This is a genomic window from Burkholderia anthinoferrum (assembly GCF_002925705.1).
GTDB classification, from domain to species: domain Bacteria; phylum Pseudomonadota; class Gammaproteobacteria; order Burkholderiales; family Burkholderiaceae; genus Burkholderia; species Burkholderia semiarida.
Window position 1 is genome coordinate 1 of record NZ_LFZP01000046.1, and the last position, 21,064, is coordinate 21,064.

The 21,064-nt window shown below is 66.7% G+C and carries 18 protein-coding genes and 1 riboswitch; of the genes, 8 read left to right on the forward strand and 10 right to left on the reverse strand.

Annotated features, from left to right (window positions below):
* Positions 1-637 precede the first annotated feature (637 nt).
* Complete coding sequence (locus C5F75_RS17680) at positions 638-2,062, forward strand: DHA2 family efflux MFS transporter permease subunit (RefSeq protein WP_059575585.1); 1,425 nt, start codon at positions 638-640, stop codon at positions 2,060-2,062.
* Positions 2,063-2,337: 275 nt separating this feature from the next.
* Here C5F75_RS17680 and C5F75_RS17685 read toward each other — a convergent pair whose 3' ends face one another.
* The 3 genes from C5F75_RS17685 to C5F75_RS17695 form a co-directional block, all read right to left on the reverse strand.
* Positions 2,338-3,099: a 2OG-Fe(II) oxygenase gene (locus C5F75_RS17685; RefSeq protein ID WP_059575583.1), complete on the reverse strand. Its 762-nt coding sequence runs from the start codon at positions 3,097-3,099 to the stop codon at positions 2,338-2,340.
* A 279-nt stretch (positions 3,100-3,378) separates the two neighbouring features.
* Entirely contained in the window at positions 3,379-4,971 is a 1,593-nt protein-coding gene (locus C5F75_RS17690) for an inorganic phosphate transporter (protein ID WP_059575581.1), read from the reverse strand.
* A 164-nt stretch (positions 4,972-5,135) separates the two neighbouring features.
* On the reverse strand, positions 5,136-5,726 hold the full coding sequence (locus C5F75_RS17695) for a histidine phosphatase family protein (protein ID WP_059575579.1): 591 nt from the start codon (positions 5,724-5,726) through the stop codon (positions 5,136-5,138).
* 50 nt (positions 5,727-5,776) lie between these two features.
* Positions 5,777-5,915, forward strand: a riboswitch (cobalamin riboswitch).
* Between the two features lie 33 nt (positions 5,916-5,948).
* Between C5F75_RS17695 and C5F75_RS17700 the strand changes: the two genes are divergently transcribed.
* Positions 5,949-6,158, forward strand: coding sequence for a CbtB domain-containing protein (locus tag C5F75_RS17700; RefSeq protein ID WP_034175140.1), 210 nt, complete (start codon positions 5,949-5,951; stop codon positions 6,156-6,158).
* A gap of 13 nt (positions 6,159-6,171) precedes the next feature.
* The gene (locus C5F75_RS17705; RefSeq protein WP_059575577.1) at positions 6,172-6,894 is read left to right on the forward strand and encodes a CbtA family protein; all 723 of its coding nucleotides are present in this window, start codon (positions 6,172-6,174) and stop codon (positions 6,892-6,894) included.
* Between the two features lie 22 nt (positions 6,895-6,916).
* On the opposite strand, the gene C5F75_RS17710 is transcribed toward C5F75_RS17705, so the two are convergent.
* Positions 6,917-7,825 (reverse strand): LysR family transcriptional regulator, encoded by a 909-nt coding sequence (locus C5F75_RS17710; RefSeq protein WP_059575575.1) that lies wholly within the window; start codon positions 7,823-7,825, stop codon positions 6,917-6,919.
* Positions 7,826-7,952: 127 nt separating this feature from the next.
* Here C5F75_RS17710 and metE point away from each other — a divergent pair, with 127 nt between their 5' ends.
* Positions 7,953-10,247, forward strand: a complete 2,295-nt coding sequence (metE, locus tag C5F75_RS17715) for a 5-methyltetrahydropteroyltriglutamate--homocysteine S-methyltransferase (protein WP_059575574.1) — start codon at positions 7,953-7,955, stop codon at positions 10,245-10,247.
* 109 nt (positions 10,248-10,356) lie between these two features.
* Here metE and C5F75_RS17720 read toward each other — a convergent pair whose 3' ends face one another.
* The gene (locus tag C5F75_RS17720) at positions 10,357-11,682 is read right to left on the reverse strand and encodes an MFS transporter (protein WP_059575570.1); all 1,326 of its coding nucleotides are present in this window, start codon (positions 11,680-11,682) and stop codon (positions 10,357-10,359) included.
* Between the two features lie 54 nt (positions 11,683-11,736).
* Complete coding sequence (gene speB, locus C5F75_RS17725; protein ID WP_059575568.1) at positions 11,737-12,693, reverse strand: agmatinase; 957 nt, start codon at positions 12,691-12,693, stop codon at positions 11,737-11,739.
* A gap of 134 nt (positions 12,694-12,827) precedes the next feature.
* Between speB and C5F75_RS17730 the strand changes: the two genes are divergently transcribed.
* Positions 12,828-13,745 (forward strand): LysR family transcriptional regulator, encoded by a 918-nt coding sequence (locus C5F75_RS17730; RefSeq protein ID WP_181035441.1) that lies wholly within the window; start codon positions 12,828-12,830, stop codon positions 13,743-13,745.
* 66 nt (positions 13,746-13,811) lie between these two features.
* Here the strand turns inward: C5F75_RS17730 and C5F75_RS17735 are convergent, their stop codons facing one another.
* Complete coding sequence (locus tag C5F75_RS17735) at positions 13,812-14,276, reverse strand: Lrp/AsnC family transcriptional regulator (RefSeq protein ID WP_006488501.1); 465 nt, start codon at positions 14,274-14,276, stop codon at positions 13,812-13,814.
* Positions 14,277-14,411: 135 nt separating this feature from the next.
* On the opposite strand from C5F75_RS17735, the gene C5F75_RS17740 reads away from it, so the two are divergent.
* The 3 genes from C5F75_RS17740 (at position 14,412) to C5F75_RS17750 (ending at position 18,659) form a co-directional block, all read left to right on the forward strand.
* Complete coding sequence (locus C5F75_RS17740; RefSeq protein WP_104012493.1) at positions 14,412-15,032, forward strand: LysE family translocator; 621 nt, start codon at positions 14,412-14,414, stop codon at positions 15,030-15,032.
* A gap of 287 nt (positions 15,033-15,319) precedes the next feature.
* Positions 15,320-16,909, forward strand: a complete 1,590-nt coding sequence (locus tag C5F75_RS17745) for a S53 family peptidase (protein WP_104012494.1) — start codon at positions 15,320-15,322, stop codon at positions 16,907-16,909.
* 73 nt (positions 16,910-16,982) lie between these two features.
* Positions 16,983-18,659 (forward strand): S10 family peptidase, encoded by a 1,677-nt coding sequence (locus C5F75_RS17750; protein ID WP_060315180.1) that lies wholly within the window; start codon positions 16,983-16,985, stop codon positions 18,657-18,659.
* A gap of 75 nt (positions 18,660-18,734) precedes the next feature.
* Here C5F75_RS17750 and nadE read toward each other — a convergent pair whose 3' ends face one another.
* From nadE to C5F75_RS17765, 3 genes are all read right to left on the reverse strand, one after another.
* Positions 18,735-19,586: an ammonia-dependent NAD(+) synthetase gene (gene nadE, locus C5F75_RS17755; protein WP_059575561.1), complete on the reverse strand. Its 852-nt coding sequence runs from the start codon at positions 19,584-19,586 to the stop codon at positions 18,735-18,737.
* 190 nt (positions 19,587-19,776) lie between these two features.
* A complete protein-coding gene (locus C5F75_RS17760; RefSeq protein WP_059575559.1) occupies positions 19,777-20,646 on the reverse strand; it encodes a DMT family transporter in 870 nt (289 codons plus the stop codon).
* 193 nt (positions 20,647-20,839) lie between these two features.
* Positions 20,840-21,025, reverse strand: coding sequence for a hypothetical protein (locus C5F75_RS17765; RefSeq protein ID WP_006480515.1), 186 nt, complete (start codon positions 21,023-21,025; stop codon positions 20,840-20,842).
* Positions 21,026-21,064 lie beyond the last annotated feature (39 nt).

Below are 21,064 nucleotides of genomic sequence, written 5' to 3' on the forward strand. Positions count from 1 at the left end.
GAACAGGACCGTGAAACGACTCTACGCCGATGATAGTGCGGATTCCCGTGTGAAAGTAGGTAATCGTCAGGCTCCCTCAAGCCAGAAACCCTCGCCCGACAAGGCGGGGGTTTTTGCATTTCGGCATCCCGAAAGGCCGGCGGCGAAGCATTGCCGAGGCTACCTACGCCGAGTCCCGCTGCGACGTAATGAATAGCAGTGCAGACCGGTCAATCCTGCGCTCCGTTATTCTCGGGTAGCGGCCGTTGTACCGTCCTGAATCTCCCAGCACCTCCTTCCGCTAACCGTACCATCCGTCTTCAGGATCGATTCCGGCCAATACTGCACATTCGGCGACGACGTTGCGACCGCTGATGATGAGCGATGTTGATCGACAGCGATCGATGAATACTGCCTACTGACGAAAAATCCCTGCATCTGCCCGTCCTTCGAGGCGCCGTGTCATACGCACCACTCGGCGATCGCAGCACGACATCATCATAAAAATCTATGCGCATAAAGTTCATTCGCGCGACATGCCCGGCAGAGCGGGAAGCAAGCCCTTCGGGGTAATATCATCGCTCGTCCCGATTCCCCGGCGCTTGCCTGCATCCGCCGGCGGTCGGCGCTTTTTTGTATTCCGTCTTCTGCATCGTTCATGACTGACAGCCCCGCTCAAAGTGGTCGGACGACCGACTTCTTGCCGTATCTCGTCGCCGCGACCTTCTTCATGGAGTACCTCGACACGACGGTGATCGCGACCGCGCTGCCGCAAATGGCGAATTCGTTCGGCGTCGGACCGAACGCACTGAGCCTCGGGATGACGGCCTACATGCTGGCGCTGGCGGTGTTCATCCCGATCAGCGGCTGGATCGCGGATCGCTATGGTTCACGCACCGTCTTTGCGAGTGCGATCGTCGTCTTTACCGGCGCGTCGGTGCTGTGCGGGCTGTCCGACGGGGTGATGTCGTTTACGGCTGCCCGGCTGCTGCAGGGTGTCGGCGGGGCGATGATGGTGCCGGTCGGGCGGATGATCGTCGTGCGCAATACCGAGAAGGCGAGGCTGATGCGCGCGATCGCGACGATCACGTGGCCGGGGATCGTCGCGCCCGTCGTCGGGCCGCCGATCGGGGGCTTCATCACGACCTATGCATCGTGGAGATGGATCTTCCTGTTGAACGTCCCGTTCGGCCTTGCCGCGCTCGTTTGTACCTGGCTGATCGTCCGGAATACGCGGGCCGACGAGCAACGGCCGCTCGACTGGGTCGGCTTCGTGCTGGCCGGCGGCGCATTGACCTGCCTGTTGATCGGCACCGAAGCGGCTGGCCAGCAGGATGTCGATTTCACGCGCGCGGGTGTCCTGGTGGGCGCGAGCGTGCTGTTCGGCATTGCCGCTTGGCTGCATGCGCGACGCTGCGCGCATCCACTGCTCGATTTCACGACGCTGAAGGTGCCGACGTTCTCGGTGACCGTGATCACCGGCTCGATCACGCGGATGGCGATCAACGCCGTCCCGTACCTGCTGCCGCTGTTGTTCCAGATCGGCTTCGGGCTATCGCCGTTTCAGTCCGGCCTGCTGCTGCTCGCGAGCGCGCTCGGCAATCTCGGGATGAAGGCGGGCACGTCGTGGATCCTTGATCGTTACGGCTTCCGGCGCGTTGCGCTCGTCGACGTCACGATCGTCGGCATTTTCACGATCGCATGCGGCTGGCTGACTGCGTCGACGCCGTTGGCGATCACGCTGTTCGTCGTATTCGTCTACGGGCTCACGCGTTCGATGCAGTTCACGACGCTCGCGACGCTGGCCTATGCGGATATCCCGCCTCAGCAAACGAGCGCGGCCAGCACGCTGTGGAGCGCCGCGCAGCAGATGACGATCGGGATGGGGATCGCGTTCGGTGCATTGTCGCTGCGGCTCGCAGCATGGGGGCGCGGCGACGCGGCCGGCATGCACTACGTGCTCGACGATTTCCGCTGGGCGTTCGTCGCAGCGGGCGTGCTCGCGCTGCTGACGTTGCCGGGCTATGCACGGCTGGCCTCCGATGCCGGCGACCGGCTGCGGGCCAACATGGCGCGAGGATAGGCCGGACTGGCAATCGTATCGGCGGGGCGACAGGTGAGCGCGGATGTTTTACAGCACTCACCCTGAAGGGCCGATTCGTTTCTGCGTGGATCGCTTGACGGTCGGCGCAATCGGTATTCAGTCATTGCGGGCACGCGGCCTTCTGGTCGATCGTGCTTTGTCGGAACGCTCTCGGAACGATAGCGTGCGGTGCCGCGGCGACCATGCATGGGATGCGCGACAGGGGCGGGACGAGACAGCAGCCGTCCGTCCCGATGCCCGCTATCCACTACCCGCTATTGCGCGTCATGGAAGATGATGCCGACCGTATGGCGGTGGCCGCTTCGAATCCGGCTGACGCCGTGCCGCAGGTTGACGCGATAGACGCCGCGGGTTCCCTGCACGGGCCGGCCGTGTACCGCGAAGATCACCGCGTCGCCTTGTGTCAGCGGCACCACTTCCGCACGCGACTGCATGCGTGGTCGCTGTTCCGTCAGCACGAATTCCCCGCCACTGAAATCGCGGCCCGGCGCCGACAGCAGGATCGCGACCTGCAGCGGAAACACGTGCTCGCCATACAGGTCCTGATGGAGGCAGTTGTAGTCGTCGGCACCGTATTGCAGGATCAGCGGTGTCGGTCGCGTCTGTCCCGCTGCGTGGCAGCGGTCTAGGAACGTCGCATGGTCTTTCGGATAACGGACGTCGCATCCGAGCGCCCGGTTCCAGCGATTCGCGATCGGCGCGAGATGCGGGTAGATCGTCGCGCGCAGCTCGGCGATGACCGCGGGCAGCGGATATGCGAAATACTTGTACTCGCCCCGGCCAAAGCCGTGCCGCGCCATCACGACGCGTGAACGATAGAGCGCATCGCGCGGATAGAGCGACGCGAGTGCATCGCACTCGCGTGCCGACATCAGGCCCGGCACGCGCGCGCATCCGTAGCGATCGAGCTCGGCATCGACGCTCGGCCAGTCGAGGGTGTCGACGCGCTGCGCGATGTCCGGCGAGTCGACGGCGGGTTGCAGATCGGCAATGTTCACGGGCGTACCTCGGGGCATCGGCAGTGCGGCGTCGTGCGGTCGCGCACGGTCGGATTCACGATGAAAGTTGATGAACCCAGTCTAGCTGCGTCCACATGCCGATACGCTCCAGATCTTGCGCTTTAATTCGGGCCAGGAAGCATTGAAGGCGCGGCATCGACACACTGAATGTTGCGACGTGCCGGAGCGGAGAAGCGTAGAAGCGTAGAAGCGGAGAAGCGGAGAAGCGGAGAAGCGCCATATCCCACCTGCCGCGGCGGATAGCCGGCGATCGCCCGCCACCCGCCGCGTCCGCGATCAGGCCAGCGACCGGAACAACCAGTAAAGCCCGGCCGCCAGCGCGATCGACGCCGGCAGCGTCAGCACCCATGCGAGGACGAGGCTGCGCACCGTGCTCCATTGCAAGCCGGAGCCGTTCGCCGCCATCGTGCCCGCGACACCCGACGACAGCACGTGAGTCGTCGATACGGGCAACCCGTACACGTCGGCGGCGCCGATCGTCAGCATCGCGACGAGTTCGGCCGATGCGCCCTGTCCGTACGTCAGATGCTGCTTGCCGATTTTTTCGCCGACGGTCACGACGATCCGCTTCCAGCCGACCATCGTGCCGAGACCCAGCGCGATCGCGACGGCGACCTTCACCCACGTCGGAATGAACTTGGTCGCGTGGTCGAGCTGCGTGCGATAGTTGTTGATCGCGAGCTTGTCGTCGGCCGCGAACGCGGGCTGGCCCGACTTCTCGATCAGGCGAATGGCTTCGGAGACGAGATACATCGTGTTGCGCACGTTGTCGACGTCGCGCTGCGGCACGGCCGCCATCGAGCCCGACGCGCCGACGGCGGTCGCGAGCGACGTGGATAACTGCGCGACGGCCGGCAGCACGGCGGGCGTCAGTTCACGATGCTGCACGTAGTGTTCGACATCGGCGCGCGGGTTCGCGGACGGCGCGACGCCGTTCGTATACTTCCCGAACGTCGCGGCCGCCTGGTTCGCGACGGCCACGAAGGTCTGCGATTCGGCGGGCGTGACGGCCTTGTTCAGCGCATATGCGGTGGGCACCGTGCCGATCAGGATCAGCATGATGAGGCCCATTCCTTTCTGCCCGTCGTTCGACCCGTGTGCGAACGACACGCCGGTGCAGGTGAGGATCAGCAGGCAGCGAATCCAGAACGGCGGCGGCTGGTCCTTCGGCGGTTCCTTGTACAGCTCGGGAATCCGCACGACGGCCTTCAGCGCGAGTAGCAGCAGCGATGCACACAGGAAACCGACGATCGGCGAGAGCAGAAGCGACTTGCCGACGCCGAGCGCCTGGCCCCAGTCGACGCCGCTCGTGCCGGACGGCCCGTGCATCAGCTGGTTCATCAGCCCGACGCCGATGATCGAGCCGATCAGCGTATGCGAGCTCGAAGACGGCAATCCGAAATACCAGGTCGCGAGGTTCCAGACGATCGCGGCGATCAGCAGTGCGAACACCATCGCGAAGCCCGCGCCGCTGCCGACCTGCAGGATCAGCTCGACCGGCAGCAACTGCAGGATGCCGAAGGCGACGGCACCGCTCGAGACCATCACACCGAGGAAGTTCCACATGCCCGACCAGATCACTGCGACGTTCGGCGTCAGCGAGTGCGTATAGATCACGGTGGCGACCGCATTCGCGGTGTCGTGGAAGCCGTTGACGAATTCGAAGCCGAGCGCGATCAGCAGCGCGGCGCCGAGCAGCAGATACGGGAACAGCGTCCCTTCGCGGACCGGCGCCAGATCGGCGAGCAAGTGCGTGGCGATATAGACGGCGCCGAGCACGAGCACCAGCAGGAACGCGGCATAACCGATCTGCCTGTTGCGTGCGACGGAGCCGGGATGGTGCGGGGAGGACGAAGCGGGTTGATTCATGACGGCATCTCGTGAGGGAACCGCGTCCGATCCTAGCTGCGGCTAGCAGTCAGTTTGATGACAGTTGGGACGACGAACGGTGCGTCTTACGGGATGTAAGGAAAGCGGCGGCATGTGACGCGTCGGGGCGCATCGTCTACCCACATCGTGAACGAGACAGTGGCCTACGCACCCGTGTCGTGCACGTCGTCTGTCGCGGCCAACGTCCAGCCGCCGGGCGACGCGACGAACGTCGTGCACGACAGCGGCGCGACGTCGAGGCGGGCGGCCGCCTCGCGATCCATCCGCAGCACGTGCGCGATGGCCGCGCGGACGATCGGTGCATGCGTGATCGCGACGACATCGCGATCGCGCGGCAATGCGGCCAGCCATGTGCCGACCCGATGCGCGGCGGCGTCGAACGATTCGCCGCGATGCGGCGACGCGGACGGCGAGCCGATCCATGCTGCAAGTTCGTCGGGCAGGTCGCGCGCGAGATCGTGCAGCCGCTTGCCGCGCCAGTTGCCGTAGTCGAGGTCGCGCAGCGCATCGTCGATATCGGCGTGCAGCAGCCCGAGTGCGTCGGCCGTCTGCCGTGCGCAGCGTGCCGGGCTGCACAGCACGAGCGAGCCGGCAACGCCCATCCATCGGCCGCGCAACGCAGCGGCTTCGGCGAGCCCGAGTGCGTCGAGCGGATCGTCGTCGGGAAACGTGCCGGTGCGCATGGCGCGGGTCGATGCGTGCGCGATCAGGCGCAGCGAGGCAGGCAGGGTCATGTCGGTTGTCGGATGATCCGGAACGGGATGTGCTTGCCCATGTGGCATCGCTTCAATACGCGAACGTTCGCGCGTACAATTCGCCCGATACGAAGCGCGGAAGCCGGTGCAATTCCGGCGCGGTCGCGCCACTGTAACCGGAGAATCGATGATCCCGGAAGCCAGACCTGCCTTCGTACCCATCCATCATTTGTCGGGGCGCGATTCCCCTGAGGTGCATCCATGAGCGAAGCAGTGCTGAAGCCGGCGGTCGTGCCGGCACCCATCCCCGTCCGTGAGCTGTTGCCGTGGGCCGTGTTCGTCGGCCTGATCCTGCTGCTCGCACTCTATTTCGTCGGTGCGGAACAGGGCGCGACGTCGCTCGTGCCGGGCATGGTCGTACACGAATTCGTCCACGACGGCCGCCATCTGCTCGGCTTTCCCTGCCACTGACGCGGAGTAAAAGATGGTCGGAAAGCTGCTCATGCGCGGGATGCTCGCCGGCATCGCCGCGGGCCTCCTCACGTTCGGTTTCGCGAAAATCGTCGGCGAACCGCAAGTCGATCAGGCAATCGCCTTCGAGGAAAAAACCACCGCCGCCCAAGGCGAGGCGCCGGAGCCCGAGCTGGTCAGCCGCCACACGCAGGCCGGCCTCGGGCTGCTGACGGGCGTCGTGACCTACGGCGCGGCATTCGGCGGGCTGTTCTCGCTGGTCTTCGCGTATGCATACGGGCGCGGCAGCCGCCTGCCGGCGCGCCCGCTCGCCGCGTGGCTCGCGCTGGCGGCGTTCGTCGCGCTCGTGATCGTGCCGAACCTCAAGTACCCGGCCAATCCGCCGTCGGTCGGCGACCCCGACACGATCGGCTATCGCACGGGCCTGTTTTTCCTGATGATCGCGATCTCGGTGGCGACGATGGTGTTCTCGGTCAGCGTGCGCCGCCATCTGCTGGCGAAGCTCGGGCAGTGGAACGCATCGATCGTCGCCGGGCTCGTGTTCGTCGCGATCATCGCGGCCGTGCAGATCGGGCTGCCGTCGGTCAGCGAGTTGCCGGCCGATTTCCCGGCGGCCTTGCTGTGGAAATTCCGCGTGGCGGCCATCGGCATGCAGGTGATCATGTGGACGACGATCGGCCTGCTGTTCGGCGCATGGGTCGAGCGCGGCGAGCGCGCGGGAATGCGCGCCGCCTGACGCGCGGGGCAACCGGGCGCGCCTAGCGCAGCATGCGCGGCGCGCTCCACGTCGATTCGCGTGCCAGCGCGACGAACGCGGCCAGATAGTCGATCGATGCATCCGCTTCACGGATGCCGAGGAAGATCTGCTTCGCGATGCCCTTCTTGCCGAGCTTGACCGGCACGACCGGCATCCGGTCCGCGTACTCGTCCGCGAGCCACCGCGGCAGCGCGGCCACGCCGCGCCCGCTCGCGACCATCTGCAACATGATGTCGGTCGTCTCGATCGACTTGTGCCGCCTCGGCACGATGCCGGCCGGCGTCAGGAACTGGTTGTAGATGTCGAGCCGATCGGTTTCGACCGGGTACGTGATCAGGATCTCGTCGGTCAGCTGCGCGGGCGTCACGTAGTCGGCATGCGCGAACCGGTGCGAATCCGCGACCACGAGCACCTGTTCGTAGTCGAACACTGGATCGAAACGCAGCCCCGGCTTGTTCAGCGGATCGGGCGTCACCAGCACGTCGATGTCGTAACCGAATAGCGCGCCGATGCCGCCGAACTGGAAGCGCTGCTTCACGTCCACGTCGACGTCGGGCCAGCGCGACAGGTACGGTGACACGACCTTCAGCAGCCACTGGTAGCACGGGTGGCACTCCATCCCGATGCGCAGCGTGCCGCGCTCGCCCTTCGCGTACTGCTTCATCCGTTCCTCGGCGAGCTCGAACTGCGGCAGCAGCCGGTTCGCCAGCTTCAACAGATACTGCCCGCCCTGCGTGAGCCGCAGGCCGCGGCCTTCCCGGTCCCAGATCGGTGTGCCGAGCTGCTGCTCGATTTTCCTGACGGTATGGCTGAGCGCCGACTGCGTGAGGTGCAGTGCATTGGCCGCCGCGGTCAGCGAGCCCTGGCGCTCGACTTCACGAATGACGACGAGATGGAATCGTTCCAGCATGGATGGCGCTCATTCCATGAATACATGAAGAATGTTAATGGATGAATGAAATAATGCCATTTTATTTCATGGTTTGAAATCCCTATGATGGCTGCCGGATCTTCATTTTTCTCTGGACGGCAGCTTCATGGTCACGACACACAACCTCGGTTTTCCGCGCATCGGCGCGAAGCGCGAACTCAAGTTCGGTCTCGAACGCTACTGGAAGGGCGAATCGTCGCGCGACGAACTGAAGGCGCTCGGCGCCGAGTTGCGGCGGCGCCACTGGCACGACCAGCGTGATCTCGATCTCGCACCGATCGGCGACTTCGCGTTCTACGACCAGGTGCTCGACATGAGCTTCACGCTCGGCAACCTGCCGAAGCGCGTGCAGGACTTCCACGGCGATGCGCTCGACAACTATTTCCGCGTCGCGCGCGGCCGTTCGGCGCAGTCGGCGGAAGAACATGCGGCGTGCTGCGGCGGTGTCGCGGCCGGCGAAATGACGAAGTGGTTCGACACGAACTACCACTACATCGTGCCGGAGTTCCACGCGGATACGAATTTCTCGCTCGATCCGTCGCGTCTGCTGCAGCAACTGGCCGAAGCGAACGCGCAGGGCGTGCGCGCGAAACCGGTGATTCTCGGCCCCGTCACGTACCTGTGGCTCGGCAAGTCGAAGGACGATTCCGATCGCCTCGCGTTGCTGCCGAAGCTGCTGCCGGTGTACGGCGCGCTGCTCGACACGCTGACCGCGCAGGGCGTCGAATGGGCGCAGATCGACGAGCCGATTCTCGTGACCGAGCTCGATGCCGAATGGCGCCAGGCGTTGCGCACCGCGTACGCGGCGCTGGAAACGCGCCGCATCAAGCTACTGCTCGCCACGTACTTCGGCCAGCTTCAGGACAACCTGACGCTCGCGGCGTCGCTGCCGGTCGACGGCCTTCATATCGACGCGATCAACGCGCGCGACGAAGTCGACGCGCTGGTGCGTGAACTGCCGGCAGACCGCGTGCTGTCGGTGGGCGCGATCAATGGCCGCAACATCTGGAAGACCGACCTGAACGCGACGCTCGACTGGCTCGAACCGCTCGCGAAGCAACTGGGCGACCGGCTGTGGCTCGCGCCGTCGTGCTCGCTGCTGCATGTGCCGGTCGATCTCGCGAGCGAGGAGAAGCTCGACGCGGAAATCCGCTCGTGGCTCGCGTTCGCGCTGCAGAAACTCGACGAGTTGAAGGTGCTCGCGATCGCGCTGAACGAAGGCCGCGACAAGGTGGCCGGCGCGCTCGCCGCGAATGCCGCCGCGATCGATTCGCGCCGCCGCTCGCCGCGCGTGAACAACCCGGCGGTGAAGGCCGCAATCGCGCGCATCGACACGCAGCTCGGCAACCGTGCGAGCCCCTATACGCAGCGTGCGTCGAAGCAGTCGGCGCGACTGAACCTGCCGGCGTTTCCGACGACGACGATCGGTTCGTTCCCGCAGACCGCCGAGATCCGCCAGGCGCGCAGCCGGTTCAAGGCCGGCGCGCTGGACGAAGCCGGCTATCGCACGGCGATGCAGGCCGAGATCGAACGCAGCGTGCGCGAACAGGAGTCGCTCGAACTCGACGTGCTCGTGCATGGCGAAGCCGAGCGCAACGACATGGTCGAATACTTCGGCGAGCAACTCGACGGCTACGCGTTCAGCCAGTTCGGCTGGGTCCAGTCGTACGGTTCGCGCTGCGTGAAGCCGCCGATCCTGTTCGGCGACATCAGCCGCCCGAAGGCGATGACGGTCGAGTGGATCGCCTATGCGCAGTCACTGACGGACAAGCCGATGAAGGGCATGCTGACCGGCCCGGTGACGATCCTGAACTGGTCGTTCGTGCGTGACGACCAGCCGCGCTCGGTATCGTGCTACCAGCTTGCGCTGGCGATCCGCGACGAAGTGCTCGATCTCGAGAAGGCGGGCGTGCGCGTGATCCAGATCGACGAAGCGGCGCTGCGCGAAGGTCTGCCGTTGCGCCGCGCGCAATGGAGCGAATACCTGAAGTGGGCCGTCGAGTCGTTCCGCATCGCCGCGAACGGGGTGCAGGACGATACGCAGATCCACACGCACATGTGCTATTCGGAGTTCAACGACATCATCGCGTCGATCGCCGACATGGATGCCGACGTGATCACGATCGAGACGTCGCGCTCGGACATGGAGCTGCTCGACGCGTTCGACACGTTCAAGTATCCGAATGAAATCGGGCCGGGCGTGTACGACATCCATTCGCCGAACATTCCGACGCAGGATCACATCGTCGGGTTGATGAAGAAGGCGGCCGAACGGATTCCGGCGGAACGTCTGTGGGTGAACCCGGATTGCGGGCTGAAGACGCGGCAGTGGGCGGAAGTGATTCCGGCGCTGACGAACATGGTCGCCGCCGCGAAGACGCTACGCAATCAGGTGCAGTGACGCAGCGAACGCGGTGCGGTACCGTCGCGATCGACGATCGGACGAAAAAAACGACCCGCGGCAGCGGGTCGTTTTTTGTCATGCATGGATGTGCACCACGCGTCGAGCGCTACGCGGTGCGCGTGCCGCGCGGCAGCGCGTCGTTCGTCTTGCCGGGCGCACCCGCATCGTCGATGCGGACGCGGCGCGAGATCAGCCACACGCAGAGCGACGACAGCACGGCCGCACTCGTGTACTGGAGCGCGAGCGGCCACCATTGCGGCGCGGCGTGCTGCGCGATGATGGTCGCGACCAGCGGCGTGAGGCCGCCGGCGAGCGCGCCGCACACCTGGTACGCGATCGAGATCGCCGTATAGCGGATCCGCGCGACGAAGATGCCGCTGACGAAGCCGGCGACGACCGAGTAGTAGCCCGATTCCGCGAGCGTCGCGAGTCCGACGCCGATCGTGATCGACACCGGCGTGCCCAGGTGCACGAGCGGCAGCATCACGAACGGGACGATCATCGCCCAGGCGCCGGTGATCAGCAGCACGCGCGTGGTGCCGAAGCGCTGCGCGAGGAAGGCGGCCGCGAGTTGCACGACGAACTGCAGCACCGCGACGATCGTCATGCAATGCAGCACCATCGACCGGTCGAGCGACAGGAATTGCGTCGCATAGCTGATCATGAAGATGTTGCTGAAATACACGCCGGCGATCCCGTAAACGTTCGCGCCGATCGCGAGCAGCAGCAGCGGCCAGACCTTGAGCGCTTCGCGCAGCGGTTTTTGCGCGATGTTGCCGCTCTTCCTGACTTCCTCGAACTCGGGCGATTCCGACACGCTCGCGCGGATCACGAAGCCGACGATCAGCAGCACGGAACTCGCGAGGAACGGCACGCGCCAGCCCCAGCTCATCATGTCGTCCTTCGACAGCGTGCTGATCGCGCCGAACGCGAGCATCGACAGGATCAGGCCGCTCGCGCTGCCCAACTGCGCGAACGACGCGAAGAACGTGCGCTTGCCCTCGGGCGCATGCTCGCCGGCGAGCAGCACCGCGCCGCCCCATTCGCCGCCGACCGCGATGCCTTGCAGCACGCGCATCAGCACGAGCAGGATCGGTGCGATCACGCCGGCTTGCGCATGGGTGGGCAGCAGGCCGATCGCGACCGTCGACACGGCCATCAGCATCAGCGTCGCGAGCAGCGAGCGCTTGCGGCCGAAGCGGTCGCCCAGATAGCCGAACATCACGCCGCCGAGCGGCCGCGCGAAGAAACCGACCGCGAACGAGCCGAACGATGCGAGCAGGCTGATGAAGCGGTTTTCGCCGGGAAAGAACAGCGGCCCGAACACGATGGCGGCGGCGGTCGCATAACTATAGAAGTCGTACCACTCGATCGTGGTGCCGACGAACGAAGCGAGCGCCGCACGCTTCGGTTGCTTGGCGGAAGTCCCCATCTTGGTGTGTGCTCCTCTGGAATCCTCTGATTTGGAATAGTGGCGGCGCCGGGATCAGTCGCGGTAGGCGACGCCCGGCAGCACGCACAGCAGCTCGTACGCGAGGTTCGCGCCGAGCAGCGCCGTGGTGCCGAACGGGTCGTACGGCGGCGCGACTTCGACGAGATCGCAGCCGACGATGTTCAGCCCCTTCGCGCCGCGGATGATCTCGAGCGCTTGCGGCACCGTGAGGCCCGCGATTTCCGGCGTGCCGGTGCCCGGTGCGTAGGCCGGGTCGATGCCGTCGATGTCGAACGTGATGTAGACGGGCGTGTCGCCGATGCGCGCGCGCACTTCTTCCATCAGCGGCGCGAGCGATTTGTTCCAGCATTCCTCGGCCTGGACGACGCGGAAGCCCTGCTCGCGGCACCAGTCGAAATCCTCGGCCGCGTAGCCGGTCCCGCGCAGGCCGATCTGCGTGACCTTGTCGCCGTGCAGCAACCCTTCCTCGACCGCGCGGCGGAATGGCGTGCCGTGCGCGATCTTTTCGCCCATCATCGTATCGTTCACGTCGGCGTGTGCATCGACGTGGATCAATGCAACCTTGCCGTGCTTGCGGTGGATCGCGCGCAGGATCGGCAGCGCGATCGTATGATCGCCGCCGAGCGTGATCGGCTTGCAGTCGTGCTCGAGAATCGCGTCGTACGCGGCCTCGATGCGGGCAATCGAATCGTGCAGGTTGTACGGGTTGATCGCGACGTCGCCGATGTCGGCGATCTGCAGCGAATCGAAGGGCGCCGCGCGCGTGGCCATGTTGTACGGGCGCAGCAGCACGGATTCGGTGCGGATCTGGCGCGGGCCGAAGCGCGCGCCGGTGCGGTTCGACGTGCCGAGATCGAACGGCACGCCGACGAAACACGCGTCGAGGCCTTCGGCGCTCGCCACGTGCGGCAGGCGCATCATCGTCGCGATGCCGCCGGAGCGCGGCATTTCATTGCCGCCGAGCGGCTGGAAATGGGTGTGGTCGTTCATGGGTTCGTCTCTTCCGGTGTGGGGTTGCCGTATCATGCGACGCGGCCTGACGCACAGTTTTACGCGCTCCGCCGGCAAAGAAGAATGCGAAGATATCGACGTAAACATCGATCTTCATCGATGTATGGAAGGGGATGAACGTGCTGGGGAATCTGTCGACCCTCGATCTGCGGTTGATCCGCGTGTTTCTCGCGGTCACGGACGCGGGCGGCGTGTCGGCCGCGCAGGCGATACTGAACGTCGGCCAGTCGACGATCAGCGCGCAGCTGTCGTCGCTCGAGACGCGGCTCGGCTACCGGCTGTGCGAGCGCGGCCGCAGCGGCTTCCGGCTCACGCCGAAGGGCGAACGGTTCCACGCGATGAGCCGCAAGCTGCTCGCGGCGCTCGACGAATTCGGGATGGCCGCGCGGCACATGGATCGCCAACTGGTCGGCACGCTGAACATCGGCCTGATCGGCCATACGCCGGTGAGCCAGAACGCGCGGATCGCCGAAGCCATCGCCGCGTTCCGCACGCGCGACGAGGCGGTGCGCTTCTCGATCTCGGTGCGCGCGCCCGGCGATCTCGAGGAAAAGTTGCTGAGCAACGAGATCCAGATCGCGGTCGGCTATTTCTGGCATCGCGTGCCGACGCTGCACTACACGCCGCTGTTCATCGAGCGGCAGGTCGCCTACTGCGGCCGTGGCCATCCGCTGTTCGAGGGCGCCGGCACGCTGACGCCGGCCGACGTCGCCGGCTTCGAGTGGGCCTGGCGCTCGTATCCGCTGCCGGAAGCGCAGATGTCGACGACGCCCGACCGCGTGACCGCGACCGCGGACAACATGGAGGCCGTCGCGCTGCTGATCCTGTCAGGCCATCACCTCGGCTACCTGCCGCAGCACTTCGCGGCGCCCTATGTCGCGCAAGGCCTGCTCGCGCCGCTCAATCCGGATCGACTGCACTACGAGGTCACGTTCCACATGGTCGTGGCGCGCGACGGACGCGGCGATCCGGTGGTCGAAGCGTTTCTCGAGGATCTCGAGCGCGCGCATCAGGCGCCCGACGTGGTGTGACGCCGGCGCGGCGCGGCCGACCAGGTGAACGCGCGTTGCGCGGGCGGCTTGCCGGCCAGCCATGCATCACGGCACCGGCAACCCCGCATCGTGCTTCACCTCGCGCAGCGACAGCGCCGATTCGATCGACGTCACGCCCGGCAGCATCCGCAGCGAATCGCGCAGGAACGTGCCGTAATCGTCGAGATCGCGCGCGACCACCTGCAACAGGTAGTCGGCGGTGCCCGCGACGTTGTGGCAGGCCAGGATCCGCTCGATGCCGAGCACTTCCCGTTCGAACCGGTCGGCGACCTTGCGGTCGTGCGTCGCGAACCGCACGAGCACGAACGCGACCACGCCGAAACCGAGCGCCTGGCGCGACAGTTGCGCGCGGTAGCGCTCGATGTAGCCGTCGTTTTCCAGACGTTTGAGGCGCCGCGCGCAAGGCGTCTCGGACAGGCCGACGGATTCGGCGAGCCGCGCGATCGGCAGGCGGCCGTCGCGCTGCACCGCGGCGAGGATCGCGCGATCGGTTTTGTCGAGGTCGATCATGTTGGTGGAATCCTTGTCGTGACGGCGCCATTGTGGCGGATTCCGCCACGAATCTCCATTCCTGAGTCGCAAATTGCCAATAATCCCTCTGCCTTCGGCGGCAACATATCGTCATTGAAGGACGAGGGGCAGACCATGATCTCCACGCATTTGCTGTTGATTTATCTCGCCGCGCTGGCAGCCATTTACGCGGTGCCGGGGCCCGACGTGGCGCTCGTGCTGCAAACCAGCATCGGCCGCGGCGTGCGGCCGGGGATGGCGGCGGCCGCCGGCCTGTCGCTCGCCCGCACCGTGCACGTGACGCTGTCGGCATGCGGCGTCGCGGCGCTGATCCGCGGCGCGCCGTGGCTGTACGAGGTGATCCGCTACGGCGGCGCGCTCTATCTCGCGTATGTCGCGATCCAGGTGTTCCGCTCGCCCGTGTTCGCGCTCGGCGACGGCGACGCGGCGGCGGGGGAACTGCGGCAGTCGTTCGTGAAGGGATTGCTGACCAATCTGCTGAACCCGAAGGCGCTGTTGTTCTGCTCGGTGCTGCTGCCGCAGTTCGTGCGGCCCGAGGTCGGGCCGGTCGTCTGGCAGATGTTCGAGCTCGGTGCGCTGCTGGTGGCGGCCGGCGTGTGCTTCGACCTCGCGTGCGTGTTCGGCGCGTCGCGCATCGCGGCGTGGATGCGTGCGCATCCGCTCGCGCAGACGGTGCAGCGCTGGACCTTCTCTGCGGCGTTGATCGGTTTCGCGCTGCGTTTGTCGATGGACTGAGCGTTGCGCCGACATGGCCGCCGGCGGGGCGATCGGCCGCGCGGGCGGGCCATGCACGAGTCGATTCAGGCCGCGCGCGATGGTGGCCTTCGCGCAAATGCTTGCCGCAGAAGGGCGTGCGCGCAAATCGTCTGACTGTTCTAAACTTCCTCTGACTTCGCGTGATCGCGAACGCGCCGTCGCAAACGCGCCGTCGCTAATCGACTGACCGAACGGAACCGTCGTCCGCAGGCTATGTCCGATTTCCTGGCTGTTCCGTGCAACGCGGTACCAAGGAGGGTCTGAACATGGCAAGGCATCTTCAAGCCGACCGTGAACCCCGCATCGTCGCCGAGTCCAAGTGTCTCGGCCAGTGCGATCCGGCAGAACGCATCCACGTCACGATCATGTTGCGGCGGCAGGAAGAAGGGCAACTCGATGCATTGGTCCACCAGCTCGCCACCGGCGACGCCCGCGCAAAACCGGTGTCGCGCGACGCATTCGCGCAGCGTTTCTCCGCCAATCCCGACGACATCCGCAAGACCGAGGAATTCGCGCATCGTCATCAACTGACGGTCGATCGCGTCGACCCGGTCGAAAGCGTCGTCGTGGTGTCCGGCACGATCGCGCAGTTCGAAGCCGCGTTCAGCGTGAAGCTCGAGCGTTTCGAGCATCGGTCGATCGGCCAGTATCGCGGCCGCTCGGGCCCGATCGCGCTGCCCGACGAGCTCGGCGACGCGGTAACCGCCGTGCTCGGCCTCGACAGCCGCCCGCAGGCGCGGCCGCACTTCCGCTTCCGTCCGCCGTTCAAGCCTGCGCGCGGCGCGGCGGCCGTCACGTTCACGCCGATCCAGCTTGCGTCGCTGTACGACTTTCCGGCCGGCGACGGCGCCGGGCAATGCATCGCGATCATCGAACTCGGTGGCGGCTATCGCGCGGCGGACATCCAGCAGTATTTCCGCGGGCTCGGGATCACGACGCCGCCGACGCTCGTCGACGTGAACGTCGGCACCGGCCGCAATGCACCGACCGGCGAGCCGAACGGCCCGGACGGCGAAGTCGCGCTCGACATCGAAATCGCAGGCGCGATCGCGCCGGCCGCGAAGATCGCGGTCTACTTCGCGCCGAACAGCGACGCGGGCTTCATCCAGGCCGTCAACGCGGCCGTCACCGACAAGACCCACCGGCCTTCCATGATCTCGATCAGCTGGGGCGGCCCGGAGGCGATCTGGCAGGCGCAGTCGGCACACGCGTTCAACCGCGTGCTGCAGGCGGCCGCCGCGCAGGGCATCACCGTATGCGCGGCGTCGGGCGACAGCGGCTCGGACGACGGGCTGCAGGATGGCGCCGATCACGTCGATTTCCCGGCGTCGAGCCCGTACGTGCTCGGCTGCGGCGGCACGCAGCTCGATGCGCTGCCGGGGCAGGGCATCCGCAGCGAGGTCACGTGGAACGACGAGGCGTCGGGCGGCGGCGCGGGCGGCGGCGGCGTCAGTTCGCTGTTCGACCTGCCGGCGTGGCAGCAGGGGCTGAAGGTCCCACGCGCCGACGGCACCGCCACGCCGCTCGCCAAGCGCGGTGTGCCGGACGTGGCCGGCGATGCGTCGCCGCAGACGGGCTACGAAGTGTCGGTCGCCGGCACGCCCGCGGTGATGGGCGGCACGAGCGCGGTCGCACCGCTGTGGGCCGCGCTGATCGCACGGATCAATGCGGCGGCCGGCGCATCGGCCGGCTGGATCAATCCGGTGCTGTACAAGCATCCGGACGCGTTGCGCGACATCACGAAAGGCTCGAATGGCACCTATGCGGCCGCGGCCGGCTGGGACGCGTGCACGGGGCTCGGCAGCCCCGACGGCGCGAAACTGGCGGCGCTCCTCGCGCGCAAGCCGTCGAGCTGACGCGCCGGTATCTGCCTTTTCTTTCGACGCGGGTGATCTGCCCGCGTCTTTTTTCACCTCCAGGAGCAGCACGATGGGCATCGATTCCGCATCTTCCGGCGGCGTGTATCCGCTGCATCACGGCGACCACAATTCGCACGGCGTGCCGCCGACCATCAACCCGGTCGCGCTGAGCCGCGGCCGCGACCAGCCGTTCTTCGATCCGGTCGCGTACGGCAACGGCCCCGACGACTCGGTGACCGACACGACCGAAGCGGCCGCGATCACGCACCACACGATCCTGATCGACGGCAGGCGCATCGCGTACACGGCGACGGTCGGCCACCTCGTGACCGTCGATCCCAGCAGTTCGCAGCCGGCCGCGAAAATCTTCTACGTCGCGTTCACGGCGGACGGCGCGAAGGAAGAAACGCGGCCCGTGACGTTCTTCTATAACGGCGGGCCCGGCTCGTCGTCGGTGTTCGTGCTGCTCGGCTCGTTCGCGCCGAAGCGCATCAAGACGTCGATGCCGGGGTTCACGCCGCCCGCGCCGTACCAGATCGAAGACAACCCGGACAGCATGATCGACCACAGCGACCTGGTGTTCATCAATCCGGTCGGAACCGGCTATTCGGCGGCCGTCGCGCCGAACAAGAATCGCGACTTCTGGGGCGTCGACCAGGATGCGGATTCGCTCAAGCAGTTCATCAAGCGCTACCTGACGAAGAACAACCGCTGGAATTCGCCGAAATACCTGTTCGGCGAATCGTACGGCACCGCGCGCAGCTGCGTGCTCGCGTACAAGCTGCACGAGGACGGCGTGGACCTGAACGGCGTCACGCTGCAATCGTCGATCCTCGATTACCGGCAGGCCGGCAACCCGGTCGGCACGCTGCCGACCGCCGCGGCCGACGCGTGGTATCACAAGAAGCTCGGCATCAAGCCGGCGCCGAGCGATCTCGGCGCGTTCGTCGAGGAAGTCGCGCAGTTCGCGCGCACCGACTACCTGAGCGCGCTGCGCGCGGCGCCGCATGCGGACCCGGCCACCGTGCGGAAACTGTCGGAATACACGGGCATCGACACGGCGACGCTGCAATCGTGGGGGCTCGACATCGCGGGCTACGACACGCGCGGCAATTCGCTGTTCCTGACGACGCTGCTGCATGCGCAGGGGCTCGCGCTCGGTTCGTACGACGGCCGCGTGACCGGGATCTCGTCGGGCATCGCCGGCAAGATCGACCCGAATTCGGGTGGCAACGACCCGACGATGACGGCCGTGACGGGCGTCTATACGGCGATGTGGAACAGCTACCTGAACGAGCAGTTGAAGTTCACGTCGAACTCGGCGTTCACGGACCTGAACGACCAGGCTTTCAAGAACTGGGATTTCAGCCACATCGACCCGACCGGCGCGCAGCAGGGCATCGATGCGCAGGGCAACGTGATTCTCTACACGGCCGGCGACCTCGCCGCGGTGATGGCGCTGAACGTGGACCTGAAGGTGCTGTCGGCGAACGGCTTCTACGATTTCGTCACGCCGTTCTACCAGACCGTGATCGATCTGCAGCAGATGCCGCTGGAGGACCAGAAGGTGCGGCAGAACCTGTCCGCGCGGTTCTATCCGTCGGGGCACATGGTGTACCTCGACGCCGGGTCGCGCACCGCGCTCAAGCGCGATCTCGCGACGATGTACGACGCGACGGTCAGCGATACGGGCGCGCGCATGCGCATTCGTGCGCTGCAGGCGAAGAAGACGGGCGGGCGCGCGTAGCGTGGCCCGTCGCCGGTCGGCCGCGCGCAGCCGTGACGGTGCGCGCGGCGGTATGTCGGTGGCGCGGCGGCCGGCTTATGCGGTGGCCGGCCAGTCGAACATCGTGTACGGCAGTGCGCGCTTGTGGCGTGAGCCGTCGTAGAAGCGCAGCACCGTTTCATACACGCGATCGGCAACCGGCTTGCCTTCGAGGAAATCGTCGATCTCGTCGTAGGTCACGCCATACGCGTGCTCGTCGGGGCGCAGCGGGCGCAGCTCCTCGAGGTCGGCCGTCGGCACCTTCATCACGATCAGCTCGTCGCCGCCGAGCGCGCGCGCGACCGCGCGCACGCGACGCTTGCTCAGGCCCGCGAGCGGCAGGATGTCCGCGCCGCCGTCGCCGAACTTCGTGAAGAAACCCATCAGCGATTCGGCCGCGTGATCCGTGCCGATCACGATGCCGCGCCGCGCGCCGGCTACCGCGTATTGCGCGATCATGCGCTCGCGCGCCTTGATGTTGCCGTGCACGAAATCCTGCTGCGCGGGCGTGTCGAACGCATGGCCGGATGCGACCAGCGAACGGAGCATCGCATCGGCGGCCGGCTTCACGTCGACCGTCAGCACCTCGTCCGCGCGCACGAACGCCAGCGCGCGCTGCGCATCCTCTTCGTCGTTCTGCACGCCGTTCGGCAGGCGCATCGCGATGAAGCGTGCATCGTAGCCGTCGGCGCGCAGGCGCTCGACCGCCAGTTGCGCAAGGCGGCCGGCCGTCGACGAATCGACGCCGCCGCTGATGCCGAGCACGTAGGTCCGCAGGCCGGTCGAACGAAGGTACTGCGCGAGGAAATCGACGCGCCGGGCGATTTCGGCTTCGGCGTCGAAGTGCGGGGCGACGTTCAGTTCGGCAATGATCGCGCGTTGGCGGCTGGCGTAATCGGCGGAGGTCATGAGGGAAATTCCGGAACGAATTGCAAGGCGCCCATCATAAGCGCAATCGCGGCGCGCCGCCGCGCCGGGCCTGCGTTTCCGGCGGTTTCGCGTTGCTTCGGCGAGACGCGGCGCGTCGCCATGGTGCGCGGTGCGCCAGGCAGGTGCGGGATGCGGCGCGAACGGCCTCCGGGCGGGGCGACGGCGGGCGTCAGCGCCGCGCGAGCACGACGCCCACCAGCGCGAGCGCGAAGCCGGCGAGCTGGATCGTCGCGAGCGTTTCGCCGAACAGCCCGTAACCCTGCAGCGCGGCCAGCGGCGGCGCGAGAAACAGCAGCGACGTCGCGCGAGCGGCGTTGCCGCGCCGCAGCATCCACATCAGCATCGTGACCGCGCCGCCGGACAGGAACACGACGCCCCATACGAGCGACACCCACAGCGCCGGCGCGCCGATCCAGCGGGTTTCATGGAGCAGCACGACGAAGGCGGCCGCGACGACCGCCGCGCCGAAGTTCTGCACGGCGACCGCCGTGCGCAGGTCGCTCTGCGCGAGCTTGCCTTTCTGGTACAGCGAGCCGGCGGTGATCGCCCCGACCGCGAGAACCGACACGGTGACGACGAGCCACGCAGGCGCCGCGCCCGGCGGCGGCGCGACGCCGCCCGTGACCTTCGGCGCGAGCACGAGCGCGACGCCGGCCAGCCCGAGCGCCATCCCGAGCCAGCCGCGCGCGGGCAGGCGTTCGTTGAACAGCGGGACCGCGAGCACGGCGGTGGCGAGCGGCTGCAGCGCGCCGAGCAGCGCCATCACGCCCGCGTTCAATCCTTGCGCGACGGCCCAGTAGCTCGCGCCGAGATAGACGCCTTGCAGCAGCGCGCCGGCGATCAGGTGGCGCGGCCATTCGCGGCGGGCCGGCCACGGCGCGCGTGCGACGAGCGCCACCACGCCGAACAGCGCGGCCGTGCCCGCGAAGCGCGCCAGCAGGAACAGGTTCGGATCGGCGTAGGGCTTGATCGCCCGTGCAACGATGAAGCCGGTGGACCAGAGCGCGACGAAAACGGCGGCGACGATCGAGTTGAGCATGCGTGACGGGCCGCGACGCGGCCGGACAGAACCGGAAAGTCGGCCAGTATCGGGCGAAGCCGTGCCGGTGTCTTGTCGAATCCTGCACTCACGCCGGGCGGTGCGTGACGGTGCGGGCGATCATCGCGCGCCGGGTGGGCGATGCGAAGGCGATGCGTACCGCCCCGTGCGGGCGGCTACGACGCGGCGGCGATCAGTCGATCGAGAACGTATCGAGCGGCTGGTTGGCGCGCGCGTCGGTCGCGAAGCGCGCGGCGAGCTGTTCGTAGAGCCGGCGCGCTTCGTCGAGCGTCAGGTCGATCCAGTACGGGTCGCCCGCCGCGTCGTTGAGGCGTTCCGGCGGAAACTGGATTTCGATCACACTGCCTTTGCGATACATGGCGCGAGCCCCCTGGTTGGTCGGTCTTAGTCGGTCGTT

Excerpts from the sequence above, each read along its gene's own strand:
- speB (WP_059575568.1), bottom strand. The coding sequence starts at position 12,693 with ATGAACGACCACACCCATTTCCAGCCGCTCGGCGGCAATGAAATGCCG.
- C5F75_RS17695 (WP_059575579.1), bottom strand. The coding sequence starts at position 5,726 with ATGACCCTGCCTGCCTCGCTGCGCCTGATCGCGCACGCATCGACCCGC.
- C5F75_RS17720 (WP_059575570.1), bottom strand. The coding sequence starts at position 11,682 with ATGGGGACTTCCGCCAAGCAACCGAAGCGTGCGGCGCTCGCTTCGTTC.
- C5F75_RS17690 (WP_059575581.1), bottom strand. The coding sequence starts at position 4,971 with ATGAATCAACCCGCTTCGTCCTCCCCGCACCATCCCGGCTCCGTCGCA.
- metE (WP_059575574.1), top strand. The coding sequence starts at position 7,953 with ATGGTCACGACACACAACCTCGGTTTTCCGCGCATCGGCGCGAAGCGC.
- C5F75_RS17740 (WP_104012493.1), top strand. The coding sequence starts at position 14,412 with ATGATCTCCACGCATTTGCTGTTGATTTATCTCGCCGCGCTGGCAGCC.
- C5F75_RS17680 (WP_059575585.1), top strand. The coding sequence starts at position 638 with ATGACTGACAGCCCCGCTCAAAGTGGTCGGACGACCGACTTCTTGCCG.
- C5F75_RS17745 (WP_104012494.1), top strand. The coding sequence starts at position 15,320 with ATGGCAAGGCATCTTCAAGCCGACCGTGAACCCCGCATCGTCGCCGAG.
- C5F75_RS17700 (WP_034175140.1), top strand. The coding sequence starts at position 5,949 with ATGAGCGAAGCAGTGCTGAAGCCGGCGGTCGTGCCGGCACCCATCCCC.
- C5F75_RS17705 (WP_059575577.1), top strand. The coding sequence starts at position 6,172 with ATGGTCGGAAAGCTGCTCATGCGCGGGATGCTCGCCGGCATCGCCGCG.
- C5F75_RS17730 (WP_181035441.1), top strand. The coding sequence starts at position 12,828 with ATGAACGTGCTGGGGAATCTGTCGACCCTCGATCTGCGGTTGATCCGC.
- C5F75_RS17685 (WP_059575583.1), bottom strand. The coding sequence starts at position 3,099 with ATGCCCCGAGGTACGCCCGTGAACATTGCCGATCTGCAACCCGCCGTC.
- C5F75_RS17735 (WP_006488501.1), bottom strand. The coding sequence starts at position 14,276 with ATGATCGACCTCGACAAAACCGATCGCGCGATCCTCGCCGCGGTGCAG.
- C5F75_RS17750 (WP_060315180.1), top strand. The coding sequence starts at position 16,983 with ATGGGCATCGATTCCGCATCTTCCGGCGGCGTGTATCCGCTGCATCAC.
- C5F75_RS17760 (WP_059575559.1), bottom strand. The coding sequence starts at position 20,646 with ATGCTCAACTCGATCGTCGCCGCCGTTTTCGTCGCGCTCTGGTCCACC.
- C5F75_RS17710 (WP_059575575.1), bottom strand. The coding sequence starts at position 7,825 with ATGCTGGAACGATTCCATCTCGTCGTCATTCGTGAAGTCGAGCGCCAG.
- C5F75_RS17765 (WP_006480515.1), bottom strand. The coding sequence starts at position 21,025 with ATGTATCGCAAAGGCAGTGTGATCGAAATCCAGTTTCCGCCGGAACGC.
- nadE (WP_059575561.1), bottom strand. The coding sequence starts at position 19,586 with ATGACCTCCGCCGATTACGCCAGCCGCCAACGCGCGATCATTGCCGAA.